Here is a 20,324-nt window from a genome sequence, read left to right as displayed (position 1 = left end):
AGCCTCTTCAATCTGTAAATATGCGCGCTGGCACGTGGGCCGAGCGGCAGCCAAAGAGCGGGATTATAACGCAAAGCGTAGGAGCGGGCTTGCCCCGCGATTGCATACATTCAGACATACCGCATCGCGGGGCAAGCCCGCTCCTACAGCGGTTACTCGGCGATCAACCAATCCATCCGCCAGCTGCCCTGAGTCTGCGCCAGCACCTGCGACAGCCATGGCAACAGCGTGCGCAGTTCTTCTTCCAGGCCCCATGGCGGGTTGGCGATGGCCAGGCCCGAGCCGTTGAGGCCCTGCGGGCTGTCCTGCGGGTGCACATACAGCTCGACCCGCAGCAGTTTAGGCGCGCCGGTGCTGGTCAGGTCCTGGTAGAAGCGCACCAGCTGGCGCTGGTCCTTGATCGGGTACCAGATGGCCGCGACAGTCTGGCGCATGCGACTGATGGTCTCTTTCATCGCCTGGGTGCAACGCTTGAGCTCGTCGGCCTGCTCGAACGGCGGGTCGATCAGCATCACCGCACGCTTTTCCTGCACCGGCAGCAAGGCCCGCGGCACATGCCAACCCTCGCCCAGGTGCACGGCAACGCGCGGGTCCTTCTTCATGTTGTCCTTGAGCAGACGACCGTCTTCGGGGTGCTTCTCGTTGAGCAGCACGCGATCCTGCTGACGGGCCAGGCGTCGGGCCAGTTCCGGGGAGCCCGGGTAATAGCGCAGCTCGCCATCGGGGTTCATCTTGTGCAGGATGCGCAGGTAGTCTGCGGTGATTTCCGGCAGGTCGTCGCGCCCCCAGAGGCGGCCGATACCTTCCAGCCACTCGCCGGTACGTGTCGCCTGATCGCCCTGCAGGTCGTAAAGACCCAAGCCTGCATGGGTGTCGAGGTAGGCGAACGGCTGCTCCTTGCGCGACATCAACGCGATGAGGCGGGTCAGCACAAGGTGTTTGAAGACGTCGGCGTGGTTGCCGGCGTGAAAGGCGTGACGATAGTTCATGGCAACTCCTGCAAGACCGCGCAGTTTACCTTGTCCCGCAGGCGCCGTCAGGCACGGCCCGCCAAAACGACCAAGGCCCGGACTCTCGCGAGGCCGGGCCTTGGTAAGACGCCACTCAACAGTCGATCAATGACCGGCCTTGAACGCCTCGTCGGCGGCTTCGAAGCGCGAAACCATCGCCTTCGACGGGCTGCCGGCCCGGCTGACGAAGTAGATCGCCAGGGCGCCGAGGATGAAGCCCGGGATGATTTCGTACAGGCCCCAGATGGAGAAGTGCTTCCACACCACCACGGTGATCGCACCGACCAGGATACCGGCCAGTGCGCCGTCACGGGTCATGCCTTTCCACAGTACCGAGATCAGTACCACCGGACCGAAGGCAGCACCGAAGCCGGCCCAGGCGTAGCTGACCAGGCCCAGCACGCGGTTCTCAGGGTTGGAGGCGATCAGGATGGCGACCACGGCCACCAGCAGCACCATGGCGCGACCGACCCAGACCAGCTCCAGCTGCGAGGCACCCTTGCGCAGGAAGGTCTTGTAGAAGTCTTCGGTCAGGGCGCTGGAGCACACCAGCAGCTGGCAGCTCAGGGTACTCATGACAGCCGCCAGGATGGCCGACAGCAGGACACCGGCAATCCATGGGTTGAAGAGGATCTTGGCCAGCTCGATGAACACACGCTCGTGGTTCTCGGTGACCGGGCCTGCGACTTCAGGGTGCGCCGAGAAGTAGGCGATACCGAAGAAGCCCACAGCGCAAGTACCTACCAGGCAGAGGATCATCCAGGTCATGGAGATGCGACGGGCCTTGGCGATCGACTTGACCGAGTCAGCGGCCATGAAGCGCGCCAGGATGTGCGGCTGGCCGAAGTAGCCCAGACCCCAGCCCATCAGCGAGATAATGCCGATGAAAGTGGTGCCCTTGAGCATGTCGAAGTTGCCCGCGTCCTTCAGCTCGATGGCAGCGAAGGTGGTGTCAAAACCGCCGGTTGCGATCAACACGATAACCGGGGTCAGGATCAGGGCGAAGATCATCAGCGTAGCCTGGACGGTGTCGGTCCAGCTCACTGCCAGGAAACCACCAACGAAGGTGTAGGCAATGGTTGCCGCCGCACCAGCCCACAGCGCTGTCTCGTAGGACATGCCGAAGGTGCTTTCGAACAGACGGGCGCCGGCAACGATGCCGGAGGCGCAATAGATGGTGAAGAACACCAGGATCACCACGGCGGAGATGATCCGCAGCAGCCCGCTGTTATCTTCGAAGCGGCTGGAGAAGTAATCCGGCAGGGTCAGCGCATCACCGTTGTGCTCGGTCTGCACCCGCAGGCGGCCGGCAACAAACAGCCAGTTCAGATAGGCACCGATGATCAGGCCGATGGCGATCCAGCTTTCCGACAGGCCCGACATGTAGATAGCGCCCGGCAGGCCCATCAACAGCCAGCCACTCATGTCCGAAGCACCGGCCGAAAGCGCGGTAACCACGCTGCCGAGGCTGCGACCGCCAAGAATATAGTCGGAAAGGTTGTTGGTAGAGCGATAGGCCATGAAGCCGATCAGCACCATTGCCGCGATATAGATCACGAACGTGATCAAGGTTGGATTGCTTACACTCATTGTTGCGCCCTGGCGTTTGTTTTTATGTAGCGACAGCCTCGAAGAGGTTGCACCCAGGCCGCGAATCCTATGCAACAACGCAAAGAGGGTGCAACCTGTTTTTACAATCAAGTTGCACCTCGTCGGAAATTTTGCGTAACAGCGGGTTTTTGCTCCCTTTTGGAGCAAGAAGACCTGTTTTCAGAAGAAAATGCACCACAAACAGCCATTTTTGCTGTGTGGTTTTACCCTCCGGACGAGTAGCACTTTTTTCCTGCATATTTTGGGTTGCACTAGGTTGCACCCAAAATCGCGCACGGCTAATCTTGGCGCCAGCTTAAGCCACAGCCTGTGGCAATAATGAGGATAAGAAATGGCGACGACCACCCTTGGGGTCAAACTCGACGACCCTACCCGTGAGCGACTCAAAGCAGCTGCGACCTCTATCGATCGCACGCCGCACTGGTTGATCAAACAAGCGATCTTCAATTACCTGGAGAAGCTCGAGGGTGGCGCCACCCTGACCGAACTCAACGGTCAGCCCGGCATTCATGCCGACGATGCCGGTGAAGTACAGGCCGACCACGCCCACCAGTGCTTCCTAGAATTTGCCGAAAGCATCCTGCCGCAGTCGGTCTTGCGCTCGGCCATCACCGCCGCCTACCGCCGCCCTGAGCCGGAAGTGGTACCGATGCTGCTGGAGCAGGCGCGCCTGCCGGCCGCCATGGCCGAGGCCACCAACAAGCTGGCCGCCGGCATCGCCGAAAAACTGCGTAACCAGAAGAGCGCTGGCGGCCGTGCCGGCATCGTTCAGGGCCTGCTGCAGGAATTCTCCCTGTCGTCGCAGGAAGGCGTGGCGCTGATGTGCCTGGCCGAAGCCCTGCTGCGCATCCCCGACAAAGGCACCCGCGACGCCCTGATCCGCGACAAGATCAGCACCGGCAACTGGCAGCCGCACCTGGGCAACAGCCCGTCGCTGTTCGTCAACGCCGCCACCTGGGGCTTGCTGCTGACCGGCAAGCTGGTCTCGACCCACAACGAATCCGGCCTCACCTCTTCGCTCAGCCGCATCATCGGCAAGAGCGGCGAGCCGATGATCCGCAAGGGCGTCGACATGGCCATGCGCCTGATGGGCGAGCAGTTCGTGACCGGCGAAACCATCGCCGAAGCCCTGGCCAACGCCAGCAAGTTCGAAGCCAAGGGTTTCCGCTATTCCTACGACATGCTCGGTGAAGCAGCACTGACCGAGCACGACGCACAGAAGTACCTGGCGTCCTACGAGCAGGCCATCCATTCGATCGGCAAGGCCTCTCACGGTCGCGGCATCTATGAAGGCCCGGGCATCTCGATCAAGCTCTCGGCCCTGCACCCACGCTACAGCCGCGCCCAGTACGAGCGCGTCATGGACGAGCTGTACCCGCGCCTGCTGTCGCTGACCCTGCTGGCCAAGCAATACGACATCGGCCTGAACATCGACGCCGAGGAAGCCGACCGCCTGGAGCTGTCCCTGGACCTGCTCGAGCGCCTGTGCTTCGAGCCGCAACTGACCGGCTGGAACGGTATCGGTTTCGTCATCCAGGCCTACCAGAAACGCTGCCCGTATGTGATCGACTACGTCATCGACCTGGCCCGCCGCAGCCGCCATCGCCTGATGATCCGCCTGGTAAAAGGTGCTTACTGGGACAGCGAGATCAAGCGCGCCCAGGTCGAAGGCCTGGAAGGCTACCCGGTGTATACCCGCAAGGTGTACACCGACGTTTCCTACATTGCTTGTGCACGCAAACTGCTGTCGGTGCCGGAAGTCATCTACCCGCAGTTCGCCACCCACAACGCCCACACCCTGTCGGCCATCTACCATATCGCCGGCCAGAACTATTACCCGGGCCAGTACGAATTCCAGTGCCTGCACGGTATGGGCGAGCCGCTGTACGAGCAGGTTGTCGGCAAGGTCGCCGATGGCAAGCTGAACCGTCCGTGCCGCGTGTATGCCCCGGTCGGTACCCACGAAACCCTGCTGGCCTACCTGGTTCGCCGCCTGCTGGAAAACGGCGCCAACACCTCGTTCGTCAACCGTATTGCCGACCAGTCGATCTCGATCCAGGAACTGGTCGCCGACCCGGTCGCCACCATCGAACAGATGGCTACCCAGGAAGGCAATACCGGCCTGCCGCACCCGCGCATTCCGCTGCCGCGTGACCTGTATGGCACCGAGCGGGCCAACTCCGCCGGTATCGACCTGGCCAACGAACACCGCCTGGCTTCGCTGTCCTGCGCCCTGCTGGCCAGCGCCCACAACGACTGGAAAGCTGCGCCGATGCTCGGTTGCGCCTCCAGCACCGAAGCAGCTGCGCCGGTGCTGAACCCGGCTGACCTGCGCGATGTGGTGGGTCATGTCCAGGAAGCCAACGTCACTGACGTCGACAACGCCATCCAGTGCGCGCTCAATGCCGCGCCGATCTGGCAGGCCACCCCGCCGGCCGAACGCGCCGCGATCCTGGAGCGTGCCGCCGACCTGATGGAAGCCGAGATCCAGCCGCTGATGGGCCTGCTCGCCCGCGAAGCCGGCAAGACCTTCGCCAACGCCATCGCCGAAGTGCGTGAAGCCGTCGACTTCCTGCGGTACTACGCCGTCCAGGCGCGCAACGATTTCAGCAACGACGCTCACCGCCCGCTGGGTCCGGTAGTGTGCATCAGCCCATGGAACTTCCCCCTGGCGATCTTCAGTGGCCAGGTTGCCGCGGCACTTGCCGCCGGTAACCCGGTGCTGGCCAAGCCGGCCGAACAGACCCCGCTGGTTGCCGCCCAGGCCGTGCGCCTGCTGCTCGAAGCCGGTATCCCCGAAGGCGTAGTGCAACTGCTGCCGGGCCGCGGCGAAACCGTCGGCGCCCGCCTGGTCGGTGACGATCGGGTCAAAGGCGTGATGTTCACCGGCTCTACCGAAGTCGCCCGCCTGCTGCAACGCAACATCGCCGGCCGCCTGGATGCCCAGGGCCGTCCGATCCCGCTGATCGCCGAAACCGGCGGCCAGAACGCGATGATCGTCGACTCCTCGGCGCTCACCGAACAGGTGGTCATCGACGTCGTATCTTCTGCCTTCGACAGCGCTGGCCAGCGTTGCTCGGCCCTGCGCGTACTGTGCCTGCAGGAAGATTCCGCCGATCGCGTGATCGAAATGCTCAAGGGCGCCATGGCCGAAAGCCGCCTGGGCAACCCTGAACGCCTGGCCGTGGACATTGGCCCGGTGATCGACGCCGAAGCCAAGGCCGGTATCGAGAAGCACATCCAGGGTATGCGCGACAAAGGCCGTACCGTGTACCAGATGGCAATCGCCGATGGTGAAGAGATCAAGCGCGGCACCTTCGTGATGCCAACCCTGATCGAACTGGAAAGCTTCGACGAACTGCAACGCGAGATCTTCGGCCCGGTCCTGCACGTGGTGCGCTACAACCGCAAGAACCTCGACCAGTTGATCGAGCAGATCAACGCCTCCGGCTACGGCCTGACCCTGGGTGTCCACACCCGGATCGACGAAACCATTGCCAAGGTCATCGACAACGTCAATGCCGGTAACGTCTACGTCAACCGCAACATCGTCGGCGCCGTGGTCGGCGTGCAGCCATTCGGCGGTGAAGGCCTGTCCGGTACCGGCCCGAAAGCCGGTGGCCCGCTGTACCTGTACCGCCTGCTGTCGACCCGCCCGGCGGGCGCCATCGAGCAGTCGTTCCAGCGCACCGACGGCGAAAACGCCCCGGACACCCGCCTGCGCGACAGCCTGAGCAAACCGCTGCAAGCCCTCAAAGCCTGGGCGGCGAGCAATCAGCTGAACGACCTGAGCGGCCTGTGCGAGCAGTTCGCCCAGCAATCGCAAAGCGGTATCAGCCGCCTGCTGGCGGGCCCGACCGGCGAGCGCAACAGCTACACCATCCTGCCGCGCGAGCACGTGCTGTGCCTGGCCGAGGTCGAAGCTGACCTGCTGACCCAACTGGCGGCGGTACTGGCCGTGGGCAGCTCGGCGGTGTGGCCGGAAGGCGAGCTGAGCAAGACCCTGCGCAATCGCCTGCCGAAGGAAGTGCAAGCGCGCATCCAGCTGGTGGCCGACTGGAACAAGGATGACGTGGTATTCGACGCCGTCCTCCACCATGGCGACTCCGACCAACTGCGCGCCGTGTGCGAGCAGGTGGCCAAGCGCGCCGGCGCCATCGTCGGTGTTCACGGCCTGTCGTCGGGTGAAACCGCGATTGCCCTGGAGCGCCTGGTAATCGAGCGCGCACTGAGCGTCAACACTGCTGCTGCCGGTGGTAACGCGAGCCTGATGACGATCGGCTGATAGCCAGCAGCGCCTCTATCGCGGGTCAAGCCCGCTCCTACAGCGTAGGAGCGGGCTTGACCCGCGATGCTTTCTAGCCCAGAAACTTCGCACGTTGATGACGTACCAGCCACCCCAGGCTACCCGCCTTCACGACCTCGGAAGCAATGACGAAAACCAGCATGAGCCAGAGACTGTAGGCTGGCGACAGCTTTGCCCACACCAATAGAATCGAAATGGACGGCACCATGAACATCAGGCGAAAAGGAGTCTGTAGCAAACCGAGATAAGCCCCCGACTTTCGCCCCGCCAGCAACAGCAAGCAGCTGACAATGATCGAAAGATGCAAGGTGAAGCTCATACCCGCCAGCCACTTGGCGAGCATGCCATGATCCTGAAGCAACCCGATCATGTTTTGGGCGTCGGTGTAATAGGGAATCTGACCGCCACGAAGACTACCCTGGACATAAAAGACTATAAAAAGTGCATCCATCCCACCCCACCAAAACCGGGTCATACGTGGGAGCTGATTCATAGGCTGACGACCGAAGGCCTCAGACATCAACAAAGATCCCGATGAAAAAACCTGCCAGCAAAACCACGAGAAAAGACACCAGCACTATCCAAACCAGAATCCCGACCGACATCCAGGCCCAATTCAGGAGTGACAAGCGGGAATTAGACTGGCCTTTCGGGTCGCCTACGCAGGTGTTTATCGCCCCCTGAATCCTGGCCATTACCCAAAGAATCACGACATCCATAGCCAATACCGCACTCAACAACGGCAGCGGCGCCAGCTCCATCATCTGGTTTGCCCACAACGAGAGCGCTGTCAGCAGGATCAAGGCGCATACCAACCAGAACGGTGACCACCTGTAGCTACGACCAGACAGGTGTAATTGCCGATCGACCCTGCTCAGCAGGCTGTAAAGAAACAGAATGCCGAAGATGCTTCTTACCAGCGGCAACACTCGCTCCCCGGTTTCCCGCCGGTAGAGCGCCCAGCTTTGGTAATGGCAAAAAAGCCAATAAAAACCAAAGGTGAACAGGTTCATCACGATCATCTTTCTGATCGATACGACGAAGAACATTGGCCCCCTGCCTGGAGCATCAGAGAGATCAGGGCTCATCGAAGCGGTGCTGTTAGTGGTCATGGCTACGGCCTTCGGTAATGGGCCGACTATCTAAGCCTGCTCGTGCATCACAGATCTGCCCTCTGGCTCCGAAGCAAGGGTACGAACATTCCCAAACGCCTTGTGCCTTGCCATCACCCGTATCTATTTCACTGTGCAGTAGCATCGTCACTACCTAGACTCGGCCCATCCCCAGACAGGAATGCCGCCATGTCCGAGACCCTGCTCAGCGCCCGCAACCTGGCCTTCGAACTCTACGAAGTGCTCGACGCCGAGGCCCTGACCCAACGCCCGCGCTTTGCCGAGCACAACCGCGAAACCTTCGATGCCGCTCTGAGCACTGCGCGGACCATCGCCGAGAAGTATTTCGCCCCGCATAATCGCAAGGGCGACGAGCACGAGCCGCGCTATGAAAATGGCGAGGCGCTGTTGATCCCCGAGGTCAAGCCTGCGGTCGATGCCTTCCTTGAAGCCGGCTTTCTCAACGCCAGCCGCGACTTCGAAGCCGGTGGCATGCAGTTGCCGACCTTGCTCTCGCAAGCCTGTTTCGCCCACTTCCAGGCGGCCAACGCCGGTACCACGGCCTACCCGTTCCTGACCATGGGCGCCGCCAACCTGATTGAAAGCTTTGGCAGCGACGAGCAGAAGCGCCTGTTCCTGCAACCGATGATCGAAGGCCGCTTCTTCGGCACCATGGCCTTGACCGAGCCGCACGCTGGCTCGTCCCTGGCCGATATTCGCAGCCGCGCCGAGCCAGCCGGCGATGGCAGCTATCGGCTGCGCGGCAACAAGATATTCATTTCCGGCGGCGACCATCCGTTGTCGGAAAACATCGTGCATATGGTCCTGGCCAAGCTGCCCGATGCGCCGCCCGGGGTGAAGGGCATTTCGCTGTTTATCGTGCCCAAGTTCCTGGTCAACGCCGACGGCAGCCTCGGCCCGCGCAACGATGTGTTGCTGGCCGGGTTGTTCCACAAGATGGGCTGGCGCGGCACCACGTCGACGGCGCTGAACTTCGGCGACAACGGCCAGTGCGTCGGCTACCTGGTGGGCAAGCCACACCAGGGCCTGGCCTGCATGTTCCAGATGATGAACGAGGCGCGTATCGGCGTCGGCATGGGCGCGGTGATGCTTGGTTATGCCGGCTATCTGTACTCGCTGGAGTACGCCCGCCAGCGTCCGCAAGGGCGCCTGCCAGACAACAAGGATCCGGCCACCGCTGCCGTGCCGATCATCAATCACAGCGACGTCAAGCGCATGCTGCTGACCCAGAAGGCCTACGTCGAAGGCGCCTTTGATCTGGGCCTGTACGCCGCGCGGCTGTTCGATGACACCCAGAGCGGCGAAAGCGATACGGTTCGCCAGCAGGCCCATGAACTGCTCGACCTGCTGACGCCGATCGTCAAGTCCTGGCCTTCGGAGTTTTGCCTCAAGGCCAACGAGCTGGCCATCCAGATTCTCGGCGGCCATGGCTACACCCGCGAGTACCCGGTCGAACAGTACTACCGCGACAACCGCCTGAATCCGATTCACGAAGGCACCCACGGCATCCAGTCGCTGGACCTGCTCGGGCGCAAGCTGGCGCAGAACGGTGGTGCCGGGCTCAAGCAACTGGTCCGCCTGATCGCCAGCACCTGCGAGAGAGCCCATCCGCACAGCAGCCTGGATCGTCTGCGGGTACCGCTGGAGCAGTTGCTCAATCGCCTGCAGGAAGTGACCCTCGGCCTGCTCGGCGATCTGGCCCAGGGCCAGGTCAACGCGGCCCTGGCCAACTCGGCGCTGTATCTAAAGGCATTCGGTCACTGCGTGATCGGCTGGCGCTGGCTGGAGCAGGCAATCCGCGCTGAGCAGGGTCTGGCCCGGGGCAACCCGGCCGATCGCGACTTCTACCTGGGCAAATTGCAGGCCGCGCGTTATTTCCTGACCTGGGAAGTGCCGGGCTGCCATAATGAGCTGGCATTGCTCGCGGCCCGTGACGATACCTGCCTGAGCATGCACGACGAGTGGTTCTGAGGGGGAACCACCGCGCACACGGAGGTTCCCGCATGTTCGAGTTGACCGCATTGCTGCGCCAGCGCTTCGCCGCTCTGCGCAGCAGTGGCGAATTTTTCTCCCTGCGTTATGTGCAGCAAAGCCAGCAACACCTGTCGGTGCGCAAGAATATCGCCGAGCCGCCGTTTCTCAGCCGCGACGAAGGCGCGATGCTCACCGTGCGCATCCATGGCGTGGAAACCTACGCCGCCACCGCCGACCTCTCGCAAGCCGGCTTGCAGCGTGCCTTGGAGCAGGCTGAGGCACTGGCCCGGCAAATCGCCGGGCGCGCCCTGCTCGACCTGCGCGAGCAACCGCTGGCCACAGGCCGCGCCGATTACTGCTCGCCCAACCTTGAGCAAGCCTTCCCGTCCCTGGCCGACTGCTACGCCCTGCTTGCCCAGGAATCTGCCAGCGTGCCGGACGACAGCCGCCTGGTGAACTGGCAGGCAAGCCTTGGCATCAGCACTATCGAGCAGATCTACCTGAACACCGCCGGCGCCGAACTGCGCCAGGCCCAGCGCTTTATCTACCCGGGCTTCAGCACCACCGCCTTCGACGGCCAGGACAGCCAGACCCGTACCCTGGGCCGGGAGAACTTCGGCCAGCAGGGCGGCCTCGATGTAATCGAGCGTTGCGGCCTGGTTGGTGCCGGGGCCAAGGTCGCCGAGCAGGCCCTGCAACTGTTGCTGGCGCCGAACACCCCCAGTGGTGTGCGCGACCTGCTGTTGATGCCCGACCAGATGATGCTGCAGATCCACGAATCGATCGGCCACCCGCTGGAAATGGACCGCATCCTCGGCGACGAGCGTAATTACGCCGGCACCAGCTTTGTCAAAGCCAGCGACTTCGGCAGCCTGCAGTACGGCTCGAAATTGCTCAACGTAACCTTCGACCCGTCGATCCGCGAAGAGCTTGCCAGCTACAGCCACGACGATGACGGCAGCGCTGCGCACAAGCAGTACCTGATCAAGGACGGTTTGCTGGTCCGCCCGCTCGGTGGTGCCCTGTCGCAGTTCCGTTCCGGCCTTGAAGGGGTGGCCAACAGCCGCGCCTGCGGCTGGAACCGCGCACCGATCGACCGCATGGCCAACCTCAACATCGAGCCGGGGGACAAGACCCTGGCGCAACTGATCGGCGGTATCGAACAGGGCATCCTGATGCGCACCAACCGCTCGTGGTCGATTGATGATGCGCGCAACAAGTTCCAGTTCGGCTGCGAATGGGGCCAACTGATCGAAAACGGCGAGCTCAAGGGCGTGGTCAAGAACCCCAACTACCGCGGCATCTCCGCCCGGTTCTGGGGCAATCTCAGCGCCGTCGGTGACGCCAGCACCTTGCAGGTACTGGGCACGCCAAACTGCGGCAAGGGCGAGCCGAACCAGGTGGTACGCGTGGGCCACGCCTCCCCCGCCTGCGTATTCAGCCAGATCGACGTATTCGGAGGAGACGCCTGATGGCTGCCACCCCACTGCAAAGTTTCCAGCACCTGGTCGCCAGCCTGCGCGACGCGGTGTGCGCGCCAGAGCATTTCACCTTGAGCTACAGCGGCGAGCACTCGCAGTTCATCCGCTTTAACCACGCCAGAGTGCGCCAGGCCGGCGAAGTGCAACAGGCCAGTTGCGTGCTCAAGCTGGTCGCCGACGGGCGCCAGGCCGAGCTGCAGTTCACCCTCGGCAACGACGCCGAGGTCGATCAGTTGCGCCTGCAACAAGCCCTGGAGCAACTGCGCCAGACCCTGCCGCTGCTCGAGCCCGACCCTTACCTGCAACTCAACGACAGCGCCTGGCACAGCCATAGCGTGCAGGATCAAGCGCTGCCAGACAGCGCTGCGGTGCTGGCGCAGATCGAGCAAGGCGCGGGAGATCTGGACCTGGTTGGCATCTACGCCGCGGGCCCGATCTGCCGGGGTTTTGCCAGCTCGTTCGGGGCCTTTGGCTGGCACCAGGCCAACAGTTTCAACTTCGACTGGAGTCTGTTCCACAGCAACGGCGAGGCGGTCAAAGCCAACTATGCCGGCCAGTCCTGGGACGGCGAAGCCTTCGCCCTGCGCCTGCAGCAGGCCCGCGAACAGCTCGACTACCTCGGCCGCCCGCTGAAAAAACTCGCCCCCGGCCAATACCGCGCCTACCTGGCACCGGCAGCGCTGGACGAGATCATGGGCATGCTCTGCTGGGGCGGCTTCTCGGCCCAGGCCATCGCCACCAAGAACAGCCCGCTGCAACGCCTGTACAGCACCGATGCCAGCCTCAGCCCGATGGTCCACATTAGCGAACAAGTCAGCGGTTCGCTGAGCCCGTCGTTCTCGGACGAGGGCCTGGTGCGCAGCGACCTGCGCCTGATTGACCAGGGCCGGGCCCACGATCGGCTGATCTGCGCCCGTAGCGCCGCCGAGTTCGAACTGGCGGCCAACGGTGCCGATAGCTACGAGTCGCCATGCGCGCTGAGCATGGCCGGCGGCGAGCTTGGGCAGAGCGCGGTCCTCGCCCGCCTGGGCACCGGCCTGTACATCAGCAACCTCTGGTACCTGAACTACTCGGACCTGCCCGCTGCGCGCATGACCGGCCTGACCCGCTTCGCCACCTTCTGGGTCGAGAACGGCGAGATCCAGGCACCGGTGAGCACCATGCGCTTTGACGACAGCGTCTACAGTTTGCTGGGTTCGCAACTGGAGGCATTGACGACCGAACGCGAGCTGATTCTGTCGACCAGCACCTACGGCCAGCGCCAGACCAGTTCGAGCCATTTGCCGGGAGCGTTGGTCAAACGCCTGACGTTGACACTGTAATTAGCCCATCGCGGGTCAAGCCCGCTGCCACAGACCCGCGATGAGGCCCTCAAGGACTGCACACCAACCCATGCCCAACCGCGCCCCGCTGGACCCGACCACCGCCCGCTGGATTCCCTGGGTGGTGGCCATCGCCTTTTTCATGCAGTCGCTCGACGGCACCATCCTCAACACCGCCCTGCCGGCCATGGCCCGCGACCTGGCCGAAGACCCGCTGCGCATGCAGTCGGTGATCATCGCCTACATGCTCACCGTGGCCCTGCTGATCCCGGCCTCGGGCTGGATTGCCGACCGCTTTGGCACCAAGCGCATCTTCTTCGGTGCCATCCTCCTGTTCAGCCTTGGTTCGCTGCTCTGCGCCCTGGCCAGCAGCCTCGGCATGCTGGTAGCGGCACGGGTGATCCAGGGCCTGGGCGGTGCCTTGATGCTGCCGGTCGGGCGCCTGGTGGTGCTGCGTGCCTATCCGCGCTCGGAGCTGGTGCGGATCATGAGCTTCATCACCATCCCCGGCCTGCTCGGGCCGTTGCTGGGCCCGACCATGGGCGGCTGGCTGGTGGAAATTCTCAGCTGGCACTGGATTTTCCTGCTCAACCTGCCGGTTGGCGCCATCGGCTGTTATGCGGTGTGGAAGTTCATCCCCGACCTGCGCGGCTCTGAGCGTACCCGCTTCGACGGCATCGGCTTCGTGCTGTTCGGCGCGGCAATGGTGTTGATCACCATTGCCATGGAAGGCCTGGGCGAGCTGCACCTGCCGCACCTGCGGGTAATGCTGCTGCTGTTTGCCGGGATGGCCTGCCTGGCCGCCTACTGGCTGCGCGCCGGCAGCGTCGACAACCCGCTGTTTTCGCCAAAACTGTTCCGCACCCGGACCTTTTCGGTGGGTATCCTCGGCAACCTGTTTGCCCGCCTGGGCAGCGGCGCCCTGCCGTTCCTGGTACCGCTGTTGCTGCAGGTGGCGCTGGGTTACTCACCGTCCCAGGCCGGCATGAGCATGATCCCCCTGGCCGCGGCGGCGATGGTCGCCAAGTCGATTGCCCGGCCGCTGATCGAGCGCTTCGGCTATCGCAATATTCTCACCGGCAATACCCTGCTGCTGGGCCTGCTGCTGGCAAGCCTGGGGCTGGTCGACGAACAGACGCCCTACGCCCTGTTGCTGTTGCAACTGGGCTTGCTGGGTGCAGTCAACTCGATGCAGTTCACGGCAATGAACACCGTGACCCTGATCGATCTCGACGACAACAGCGCCAGCAGCGGCAACAGCCTGCTGTCGGTAGTCGCGCAATTGTCACTGAGCCTCGGTGTGGCCTGTGCCGGCGCCCTGCTTGGCGGTTTTACCGCAGCGGGCAGTGCCGAAGGCGTCGAGAGCACCCTCGGGGCGTTCCAACTGACCTTTGTGACCATCGGCCTGATGGCCATGCTGGCGGCGGCGATCTTCATGCAGCTGTCCAGGGCGGACGGAAGGCGTGCCCCTCGTCCGGAACCGGAGATCGAGCCTTAGGGCTAAAGGCCATGAGGCTGGTACACTGCGCGACATTTTGTTTTGCAGGCCCGTCTCGTGACCACCATTGCCACCGCCTTCGCCACTTTGCCGCTGTCCGCCGCCATGCTGGCCAACCTGGACGCCCTCGGCTACGCCCAGATGACCCCGATCCAGGCCCAAAGCCTGCCGGTGATGCTCAAGGGCATGGACCTGATCGCCCAGGCCAAGACCGGCAGCGGCAAGACCGCCGCCTTCGGCATCGGCCTGCTCAACCCGCTCAACCCGCGTTACTTCGGGTGCCAGGCGCTGGTGCTGTGCCCGACCCGCGAGCTGGCCGACCAGGTGGCCAAAGAGCTGCGCCGCCTGGCCCGCAGCGAAGACAACATCAAGATTCTGACCCTCTGCGGTGGCGTGTCCCTGGGCCCGCAGATCGCTTCGCTGGAGCACGGCGCGCACATCATCGTCGGCACCCCGGGCCGCGTGCAGCAGCACCTGAGCAAAGGCACCCTGGTGCTCGATGGCCTCAACACCCTGGTGCTCGATGAAGCCGACCGCATGCTCGACATGGGCTTCTACGACGCCATCGCCGACATCATCGGCCAGACCCCGAAGCGCCGCCAGACCCTGCTGTTCTCCGCCACCTACCCGGCCGGCATCAAGCAACTGGCCTCGGCGTTCATGCGCGACCCGCAAACCGTCAAGGTCGAGTCGCAGCACGCCGACAGCCAGATCGAGCAGCGCTTCTACGAGATCACCCCGGAACAACGCATGGACGCGGTGAGCAAGCTGCTCGGTCACTTCCGCCCGCAGTCGTGCGTAGCGTTCTGCTTCACCAAGCAGCAGTGCCAGGAGCTGGTCGAGCACCTGCAGGCCAAGGGTATCGCCGCCCAGGCCCTGCATGGCGACCTGGAGCAGCGTGACCGCGACCAGGTCCTGACCCTGTTCGCCAACCGCAGCCTGTCGGTGCTGGTGGCCACTGACGTCGCCGCCCGCGGCCTGGATATCGACGCCCTGGACATGGTCATCAACGTCGAGCTGGCCCGCGATGCCGAGATCCACGTGCACCGCGTCGGCCGTACCGGCCGTGCTGGCGAGAAAGGCCTGGCGGTGAGCCTGGTGGCCCCGGCCGAAGGCCATCGCGCCCAGGCCATCGAAGACATGCAGAAGGCCGCCCTGCGCTGGGAACAGCTGGACAGCCTCAAGGCCCAGAATGGTGCACCGCTGCTGCCGACCATGAGCACCCTGTGCATCGCTGCCGGGCGCAAGGACAAGCTGCGCCCTGGCGACATTCTTGGCGCCCTGACCGGCGATGCCGGACTGCCGGGCACCCAGGTCGGCAAAATTGCCATCTTCGACTTCCAGGCCTTCGTCGCCGTCGAGCGCGCGGTGGCCAAACAGGCCTTGCAGCGGCTCAACAGCGGCAAGATCAAGGGCCGCTCGTTGCGGGTGCGGATCGTCTAATTACCTTTTCGCGGGGCAAGCCCGCTCCTACACACCCTCCCTGTAGGAGCGGGCTTGCCCCGCGATCGCTTCACCACCGAATTCTCGAGGATTTTGCAGTGCGTTCCACCGAAGTGATCATCATCGGCGCTGGCGCCGCCGGCCTGATGTGCGCCCTGAGCGCCGCCAAACGCGGCCGCCAGGTGCTGCTGCTCGACCACGCCAACAAACCGGGCAAGAAGATCCTCATGTCCGGCGGTGGCCGCTGCAACTTCACCAACATGTACACCGAGCCGAGCAATTTCCTCTCGCACAACCCGCACTTCTGCAAATCGGCCCTGGCCCGCTACACCCAGTGGGACTTCATCGAGATGGTCGGCAAGCACGGCGTGCCCTACCACGAGAAAAAGCTCGGCCAACTGTTCTGCGATAACAAGTCCAGCGACATCCTCGGCATGCTTCTGGACGAGTGCGACAACGCTGGCGCCGAGCTGCGCATGGACACCCGCATCGAGCAGATCGAAAAACTCAACAGCGGCTACCTGCTGGAAACCAGCGCCGGCCAGTTCCAGTGCCAGTCGCTGGTCATCGCCACCGGCGGCCTGTCGATCCCGACCCTGGGCGCCACCGGCTTCGGTTACCAGGTGGCCCGCCAGTTCGGTCACACCCTGCTGCCGACCCGTGCCGGCCTGGTGCCGTTCACCATCACCGAGCCGCAGCTCAAGGCGATCTGCACTGAACTGTCGGGCACCTCGGTGGATTGCGTGGCCAGCTGCAACGCCAGCAGCTTCCGCGAAAACCTGCTGTTTACCCACCGCGGCCTGAGCGGCCCGGCGATCCTGCAGATTTCTTCGTTCTGGCAGGCCGGCGACACGGTTGAGATCAACCTGCTGCCCGAGCACGACGCCCTGAGCTGGCTGCAACAGCAGCAAGCCGAGCGCCCCAACAGCGAGCTCAAGACCCTGCTCGGCGAGATCTTCACCAAGAAGATGGCCAACCTGCTGGCCGAGCACTGGTTCGTCTCCAAACCGATGAAGCAGTACACCCCGGCGGAACTGGCCCAGGTCAGCGACAAGCTCGGAGCCTGGCAGGTGGTGCCGGCCGGTACCGAGGGCTACCGCACCGCCGAGGTAACCCTGGGCGGCGTCGATACCCGCGAGGTTTCGTCGAAAACCATGGAGTCGCTGAAAAGCCCGGGGCTGTACTTTATCGGTGAAGTGCTCGATGTCAGTGGCCACCTGGGCGGCTTCAACTTCCAGTGGGCCTGGGCCTCGGCGTACGCGGCCGCGCAGTTCGTCTAACCTTCGCGGTAGAATCAGCGCATCAAGGAACAAATTTTGCTGGTCAGATGGCGGCGGTAACACCGCTGCCATCTGACTGGCTCAATTTCGATCATCGCCCAAGGCCTGCCGACCCGACATGTCATCTTCCTCGTTCAGCCAATCGTTGCGCCGCCTCTGGGCCCTGGACAAGTTCAGCTACGCCATCCGCGTTCTCATCGCCCTGACCGGCAGCATGCTGCTGTGCTGGTACAAGGACGAGATGAGCCTGCTGATCCCGCTGTTTCTGGGGATTATCGCCAGCGCCCTGGCCGAGACCGACGACAGCTGGCAGGGGCGCCTGAATGCCCTGGCGGTGACCCTGGTGTGCTTCACGGTTGCCGCGCTGTCGGTGGAGTTGCTGTTCCCCTACCCGATCATCTTCGGCTGCGCCCTGGCCCTGGCCAGCTTTGCCCTGACCATGCTCGGTGCGCTCGGCGAGCGCTACGGCGCGATTGCCTCAGCGACGCTGATTTTGTCGGTGTACACCATGATCGGCGTCGACCAGCGCGGCGGCGAAGTCACTGACTTCTGGCACGAGCCGTTGCTGTTGGTGGCCGGCGCCGCCTGGTACGGCCTGCTTTCAGTGCTATGGCAGGCGCTGTTTTCCAACCAGCCGGTGCAGCAGAGCCTGGCCCGGCTGTTCCGCGAGCTGGGTCGCTACCTCAAGCTCAAGGCCACCCTGTTCGAGCCGATCCGCCAGCTGGATGTCGAAGCCCGGCGCCTGGAACTGGCGCAGCAGAACGGCCGGGTGGTGGCCGCACTGAATGCGGCCAAGGAGATCATTCTGCACCGGGTCGGCAATGGCCGGCCTGGCTCGAAGGTCAGCCGCTACCTGAAGCTGTACTTCCTGGCCCAGGACATCCATGAGCGTGCCAGTTCTTCGCACTACCCCTACAACGCCCTGACCGAAGCCTTTTTCCACAGCGACGTGCTGTTCCGCTGCCAGCGCCTGCTGCGCCAGCAGGGCGTTGCGTGCCAGCAGTTGTCCGAATCCATCCAGCTGCGCCAGCCGTTCACCTACGACACCAGCTTCGCCCAGGCCCTGGAAGACCTGCACGCCTCGCTCGAACACCTGCGCATCCAGAGCAACCCGGCCTGGCGTGGCCTGCTGCGTTCGCTGCGGGCGCTGGCGGCAAACCTGGCGACCCTCGACCGCCTGCTCAGCGATGCCAGCAACCCCGACAACCTTGCCGATGCCAGCGACAGCAGCCTGCTCGACCGCTCGCCGCGCAACTTCAAGGACGTCTGGAGCCGCCTGCGCCAGCAACTGACGCCGACCTCGTTGCTGTTTCGCCACGCCCTGCGCCTACCTCTGGCGCTGTCGATCGGCTATGGCATGGTGCACCTGATTCACCCGACCCAGGGCTACTGGATCATCCTCACCACCCTGTTCGTCTGCCAGCCCAACTACGGCGCCACGCGGCGCAAGCTGGTGCAACGGATCATCGGTACGGGCATCGGCCTGACCGTCGGCTGGGCGTTGTTCGACCTGTTCCCCAGCCCGATCATCCAGTCACTGTTCGCCGTGGCCGCCGGGGTGGTGTTCTTCGTCAACCGCACCACCCGCTACACCCTGGCAACCGCAGCGATCACCCTGATGGTGCTGTTCTGCTTCAACCAGATCGGCGATGGCTACGGGCTGTTCCTGCCGCGCCTGTTCGACACCCTGGTGGGCAGCCTGATCGCCATCCTCGCGGTATTCCTGTTCCTCCCCGACTGGCAGGGCCGGCGCCTGAACAAGGTGCTGGCCAACACCCTGAGCTGCAACAGCACCTACCTGCGCCAGATCATGCAGCAGTACGCCCAGGGCAAGAGCGACGACCTCGCCTACCGCCTGGCCCGGCGCAATGCCCACAACGCCGACGCTGCGCTGTCGACCACGCTGGCCAACATGCTCATGGAGCCGGGGCATTTTCGTAAGGAGGCCGACGTCGGTTTCCGTTTTTTGGTGCTGTCGCACACCCTGCTCAGCTATCTTTCGGGCCTCGGCGCACATCGCGATAGCACGCTGGATACCGAGGTTCGCCAGCAATTGATCGATGGCGCCGGGGCCAGCCTGGCCAGCAGCCTGGATGAAATCGCCGAAGGCCTGGCCAGCAAGTTGCCGGTGGCGATTCACAGTGATGCCGAAGAGGCCCTGGCCAATGAGCTTGAGCAGATGCCCGAAGAGCTCGACGAAAACCAGCGCCTGGTGCAAACCCAGCTGGCGCTGATCTGCCGGCAACTGGCGCCACTGCGCACCCTCGCCGCACACCTGATCAAGGACAGCGCGCCGGCCTGATTACAGGCCGTGCTGCTTGAGCAGCCGGGCATAACTGCCATCGGCTTTCATCTGGGCAATGGCGCGGTCGAAACCGGCGACGATCTGCTGGTGCTCGGGATTCTTCAGGCTGACGAGGATATGCAGGCTGTTCTCGCTGACCGGCTTGTCGAAGAACTCCACCGCCTCACGCACCTCTTTCGGTTCGCGCTTGAGGTAATAACCGGCAACGAATTCATCCTCCAGCGCCAGGCGTACACGCCCGGCGGCGAGCATGCCGACAGCAACGGAAAAACTGCGCACCGGAACCTTCTGCAATTGGGCGTCACTGTCGAACTCGGGCGAGTAGGCGTAATCGCGTACCACGGCGACTGGGAACGGATGGAGGTCGCTCAAGGCATTGAAGCGCAGCGCATCGCCTTTGCGCTTGAGCAGGCGAATACGGTTGGTCAGGTAGCTGGCGGAGAACTGGCCAATTTGTGTACGCGAGTCGTTGTACCAGGCGTTGACCAGCACATCGTAGCGGCCTTCCCCCACCCCCAGCAGCGCCCGGGCCCAGGGCACCTGCTCGTACTGGCTGGTATAGCCGGCACGGGTCAGGGCGGTGGTGACGATGGCTGTGGCCAGGCCGCCGTTGGCCATGCTGGCATCGGTGAACGGTGGCCAGCTGTCGGCCACCAGCCGCAGCCGGGTGGCCTGCGCCGATGTGCTCAGCAGTAGCAGTATTCCCATTGAAGCCAAGACTCGAAGCAATGGCCGCATGCTCAAATCCTTTAGCGAACCCTTGGTTCGCGCCGTTGATTTCAACTGCTTGAGAATGTTCAGTGCCTATCAGCCATCGCAGGTTACACAAAGAAGAAGTAATCGGGCAGAGGCAAATGATATCAAATGGCCTCTATTCCGGTCGACTTCGAGCCTGTATTGACCTGGCGCAATTAGACCCTCGCCGCGCAGTCTGCCATGATCAGGGCTATCAACCGCTTGA

At 63.4% G+C, this 20,324-nt stretch carries 13 protein-coding genes; 8 read left to right on the top strand and 5 right to left on the bottom strand.

What is annotated here, in order from left to right:
* Window positions 1–152: 152 nt before the first annotated feature.
* The gene (locus LOY54_RS02215) at window positions 153–989 is read right to left on the bottom strand and encodes a 23S rRNA (adenine(2030)-N(6))-methyltransferase RlmJ (protein WP_258609058.1); all 837 of its coding nucleotides are present in this window, start codon (window positions 987–989) and stop codon (window positions 153–155) included.
* Between the two features lie 126 nt (window positions 990–1,115).
* Window positions 1,116–2,600, bottom strand: coding sequence for a sodium/proline symporter PutP (putP, locus tag LOY54_RS02210; RefSeq protein ID WP_195885531.1), 1,485 nt, complete (start codon window positions 2,598–2,600; stop codon window positions 1,116–1,118).
* A gap of 352 nt (window positions 2,601–2,952) precedes the next feature.
* On the opposite strand from putP, the gene putA reads away from it, so the two are divergent.
* Window positions 2,953–6,906, top strand: coding sequence for a trifunctional transcriptional regulator/proline dehydrogenase/L-glutamate gamma-semialdehyde dehydrogenase (gene putA / locus LOY54_RS02205; RefSeq protein WP_258609055.1), 3,954 nt, complete (start codon window positions 2,953–2,955; stop codon window positions 6,904–6,906).
* 73 nt (window positions 6,907–6,979) lie between these two features.
* Here putA and LOY54_RS02200 read toward each other — a convergent pair whose 3' ends face one another.
* Together LOY54_RS02200 and LOY54_RS02195 are read right to left on the bottom strand one after the other, a co-directional pair.
* Window positions 6,980–7,447 carry a hypothetical protein gene (locus LOY54_RS02200; RefSeq protein WP_258609053.1) on the bottom strand — a complete coding sequence of 156 codons (468 nt, stop codon included), beginning with the start codon at window positions 7,445–7,447 and terminating at the stop codon, window positions 6,980–6,982.
* Window positions 7,440–8,039, bottom strand: coding sequence for a hypothetical protein (locus LOY54_RS02195; protein WP_258609051.1), 600 nt, complete (start codon window positions 8,037–8,039; stop codon window positions 7,440–7,442). The genes LOY54_RS02200 and LOY54_RS02195 overlap by 8 nt, the downstream gene beginning before the upstream one ends.
* Before the next feature lie 189 nt (window positions 8,040–8,228).
* Between LOY54_RS02195 and LOY54_RS02190 the strand changes: the two genes are divergently transcribed.
* From LOY54_RS02190 to yccS, 7 genes are all read left to right on the top strand, one after another.
* Window positions 8,229–10,031, top strand: coding sequence for an acyl-CoA dehydrogenase (locus LOY54_RS02190; RefSeq protein ID WP_258609050.1), 1,803 nt, complete (start codon window positions 8,229–8,231; stop codon window positions 10,029–10,031).
* 32 nt (window positions 10,032–10,063) lie between these two features.
* Window positions 10,064–11,506, top strand: coding sequence for a TldD/PmbA family protein (locus LOY54_RS02185; protein WP_258609048.1), 1,443 nt, complete (start codon window positions 10,064–10,066; stop codon window positions 11,504–11,506).
* Complete coding sequence (locus LOY54_RS02180; RefSeq protein WP_258609046.1) at window positions 11,506–12,837, top strand: TldD/PmbA family protein; 1,332 nt, start codon at window positions 11,506–11,508, stop codon at window positions 12,835–12,837. The genes LOY54_RS02185 and LOY54_RS02180 overlap by 1 nt, the downstream gene beginning before the upstream one ends.
* 40 nt (window positions 12,838–12,877) lie before the next feature.
* Window positions 12,878–14,335, top strand: a complete 1,458-nt coding sequence (gene mdtD / locus LOY54_RS02175) for a multidrug transporter subunit MdtD (RefSeq protein WP_258609045.1) — start codon at window positions 12,878–12,880, stop codon at window positions 14,333–14,335.
* 105 nt (window positions 14,336–14,440) lie between these two features.
* Window positions 14,441–15,778 carry an ATP-dependent RNA helicase DbpA gene (dbpA, locus tag LOY54_RS02170; RefSeq protein ID WP_249744453.1) on the top strand — a complete coding sequence of 446 codons (1,338 nt, stop codon included), beginning with the start codon at window positions 14,441–14,443 and terminating at the stop codon, window positions 15,776–15,778.
* A 98-nt stretch (window positions 15,779–15,876) separates the two neighbouring features.
* The gene (locus LOY54_RS02165) at window positions 15,877–17,058 is read left to right on the top strand and encodes an NAD(P)/FAD-dependent oxidoreductase (protein WP_258609044.1); all 1,182 of its coding nucleotides are present in this window, start codon (window positions 15,877–15,879) and stop codon (window positions 17,056–17,058) included.
* Between the two features lie 118 nt (window positions 17,059–17,176).
* The gene (gene yccS, locus LOY54_RS02160; protein ID WP_258609043.1) at window positions 17,177–19,360 is read left to right on the top strand and encodes a YccS family putative transporter; all 2,184 of its coding nucleotides are present in this window, start codon (window positions 17,177–17,179) and stop codon (window positions 19,358–19,360) included.
* Here the strand turns inward: yccS and LOY54_RS02155 are convergent, their stop codons facing one another.
* Complete coding sequence (locus LOY54_RS02155) at window positions 19,361–20,101, bottom strand: ABC transporter substrate-binding protein (RefSeq protein WP_093376858.1); 741 nt, start codon at window positions 20,099–20,101, stop codon at window positions 19,361–19,363.
* Window positions 20,102–20,324 lie beyond the last annotated feature (223 nt).

The organism is Pseudomonas sp. B21-032 (genome assembly GCF_024748965.1).
Classification (GTDB): domain Bacteria; phylum Pseudomonadota; class Gammaproteobacteria; order Pseudomonadales; family Pseudomonadaceae; genus Aquipseudomonas.
The sequence above is the reverse complement of the archived record's forward strand: the minus strand, read 5'-3'. Positions and strand labels throughout refer to the sequence as shown.

Coding starts and splice junctions, on each gene's coding strand:
- putP (WP_195885531.1), bottom strand. CDS start 2,600: ATGAGTGTAAGCAATCCAACCTTGATCACGTTCGTGATCTATATCGCG.
- LOY54_RS02180 (WP_258609046.1), top strand. CDS start 11,506: ATGGCTGCCACCCCACTGCAAAGTTTCCAGCACCTGGTCGCCAGCCTG.
- LOY54_RS02200 (WP_258609053.1), bottom strand. CDS start 7,447: ATGTCTGAGGCCTTCGGTCGTCAGCCTATGAATCAGCTCCCACGTATG.
- LOY54_RS02215 (WP_258609058.1), bottom strand. CDS start 989: ATGAACTATCGTCACGCCTTTCACGCCGGCAACCACGCCGACGTCTTC.
- putA (WP_258609055.1), top strand. CDS start 2,953: ATGGCGACGACCACCCTTGGGGTCAAACTCGACGACCCTACCCGTGAG.
- LOY54_RS02155 (WP_093376858.1), bottom strand. CDS start 20,101: ATGCGGCCATTGCTTCGAGTCTTGGCTTCAATGGGAATACTGCTACTG.
- LOY54_RS02185 (WP_258609048.1), top strand. CDS start 10,064: ATGTTCGAGTTGACCGCATTGCTGCGCCAGCGCTTCGCCGCTCTGCGC.
- LOY54_RS02190 (WP_258609050.1), top strand. CDS start 8,229: ATGTCCGAGACCCTGCTCAGCGCCCGCAACCTGGCCTTCGAACTCTAC.
- yccS (WP_258609043.1), top strand. CDS start 17,177: ATGTCATCTTCCTCGTTCAGCCAATCGTTGCGCCGCCTCTGGGCCCTG.
- LOY54_RS02195 (WP_258609051.1), bottom strand. CDS start 8,039: ATGACCACTAACAGCACCGCTTCGATGAGCCCTGATCTCTCTGATGCT.
- dbpA (WP_249744453.1), top strand. CDS start 14,441: ATGCTGGCCAACCTGGACGCCCTCGGCTACGCCCAGATGACCCCGATC.
- mdtD (WP_258609045.1), top strand. CDS start 12,878: ATGAGGCCCTCAAGGACTGCACACCAACCCATGCCCAACCGCGCCCCG.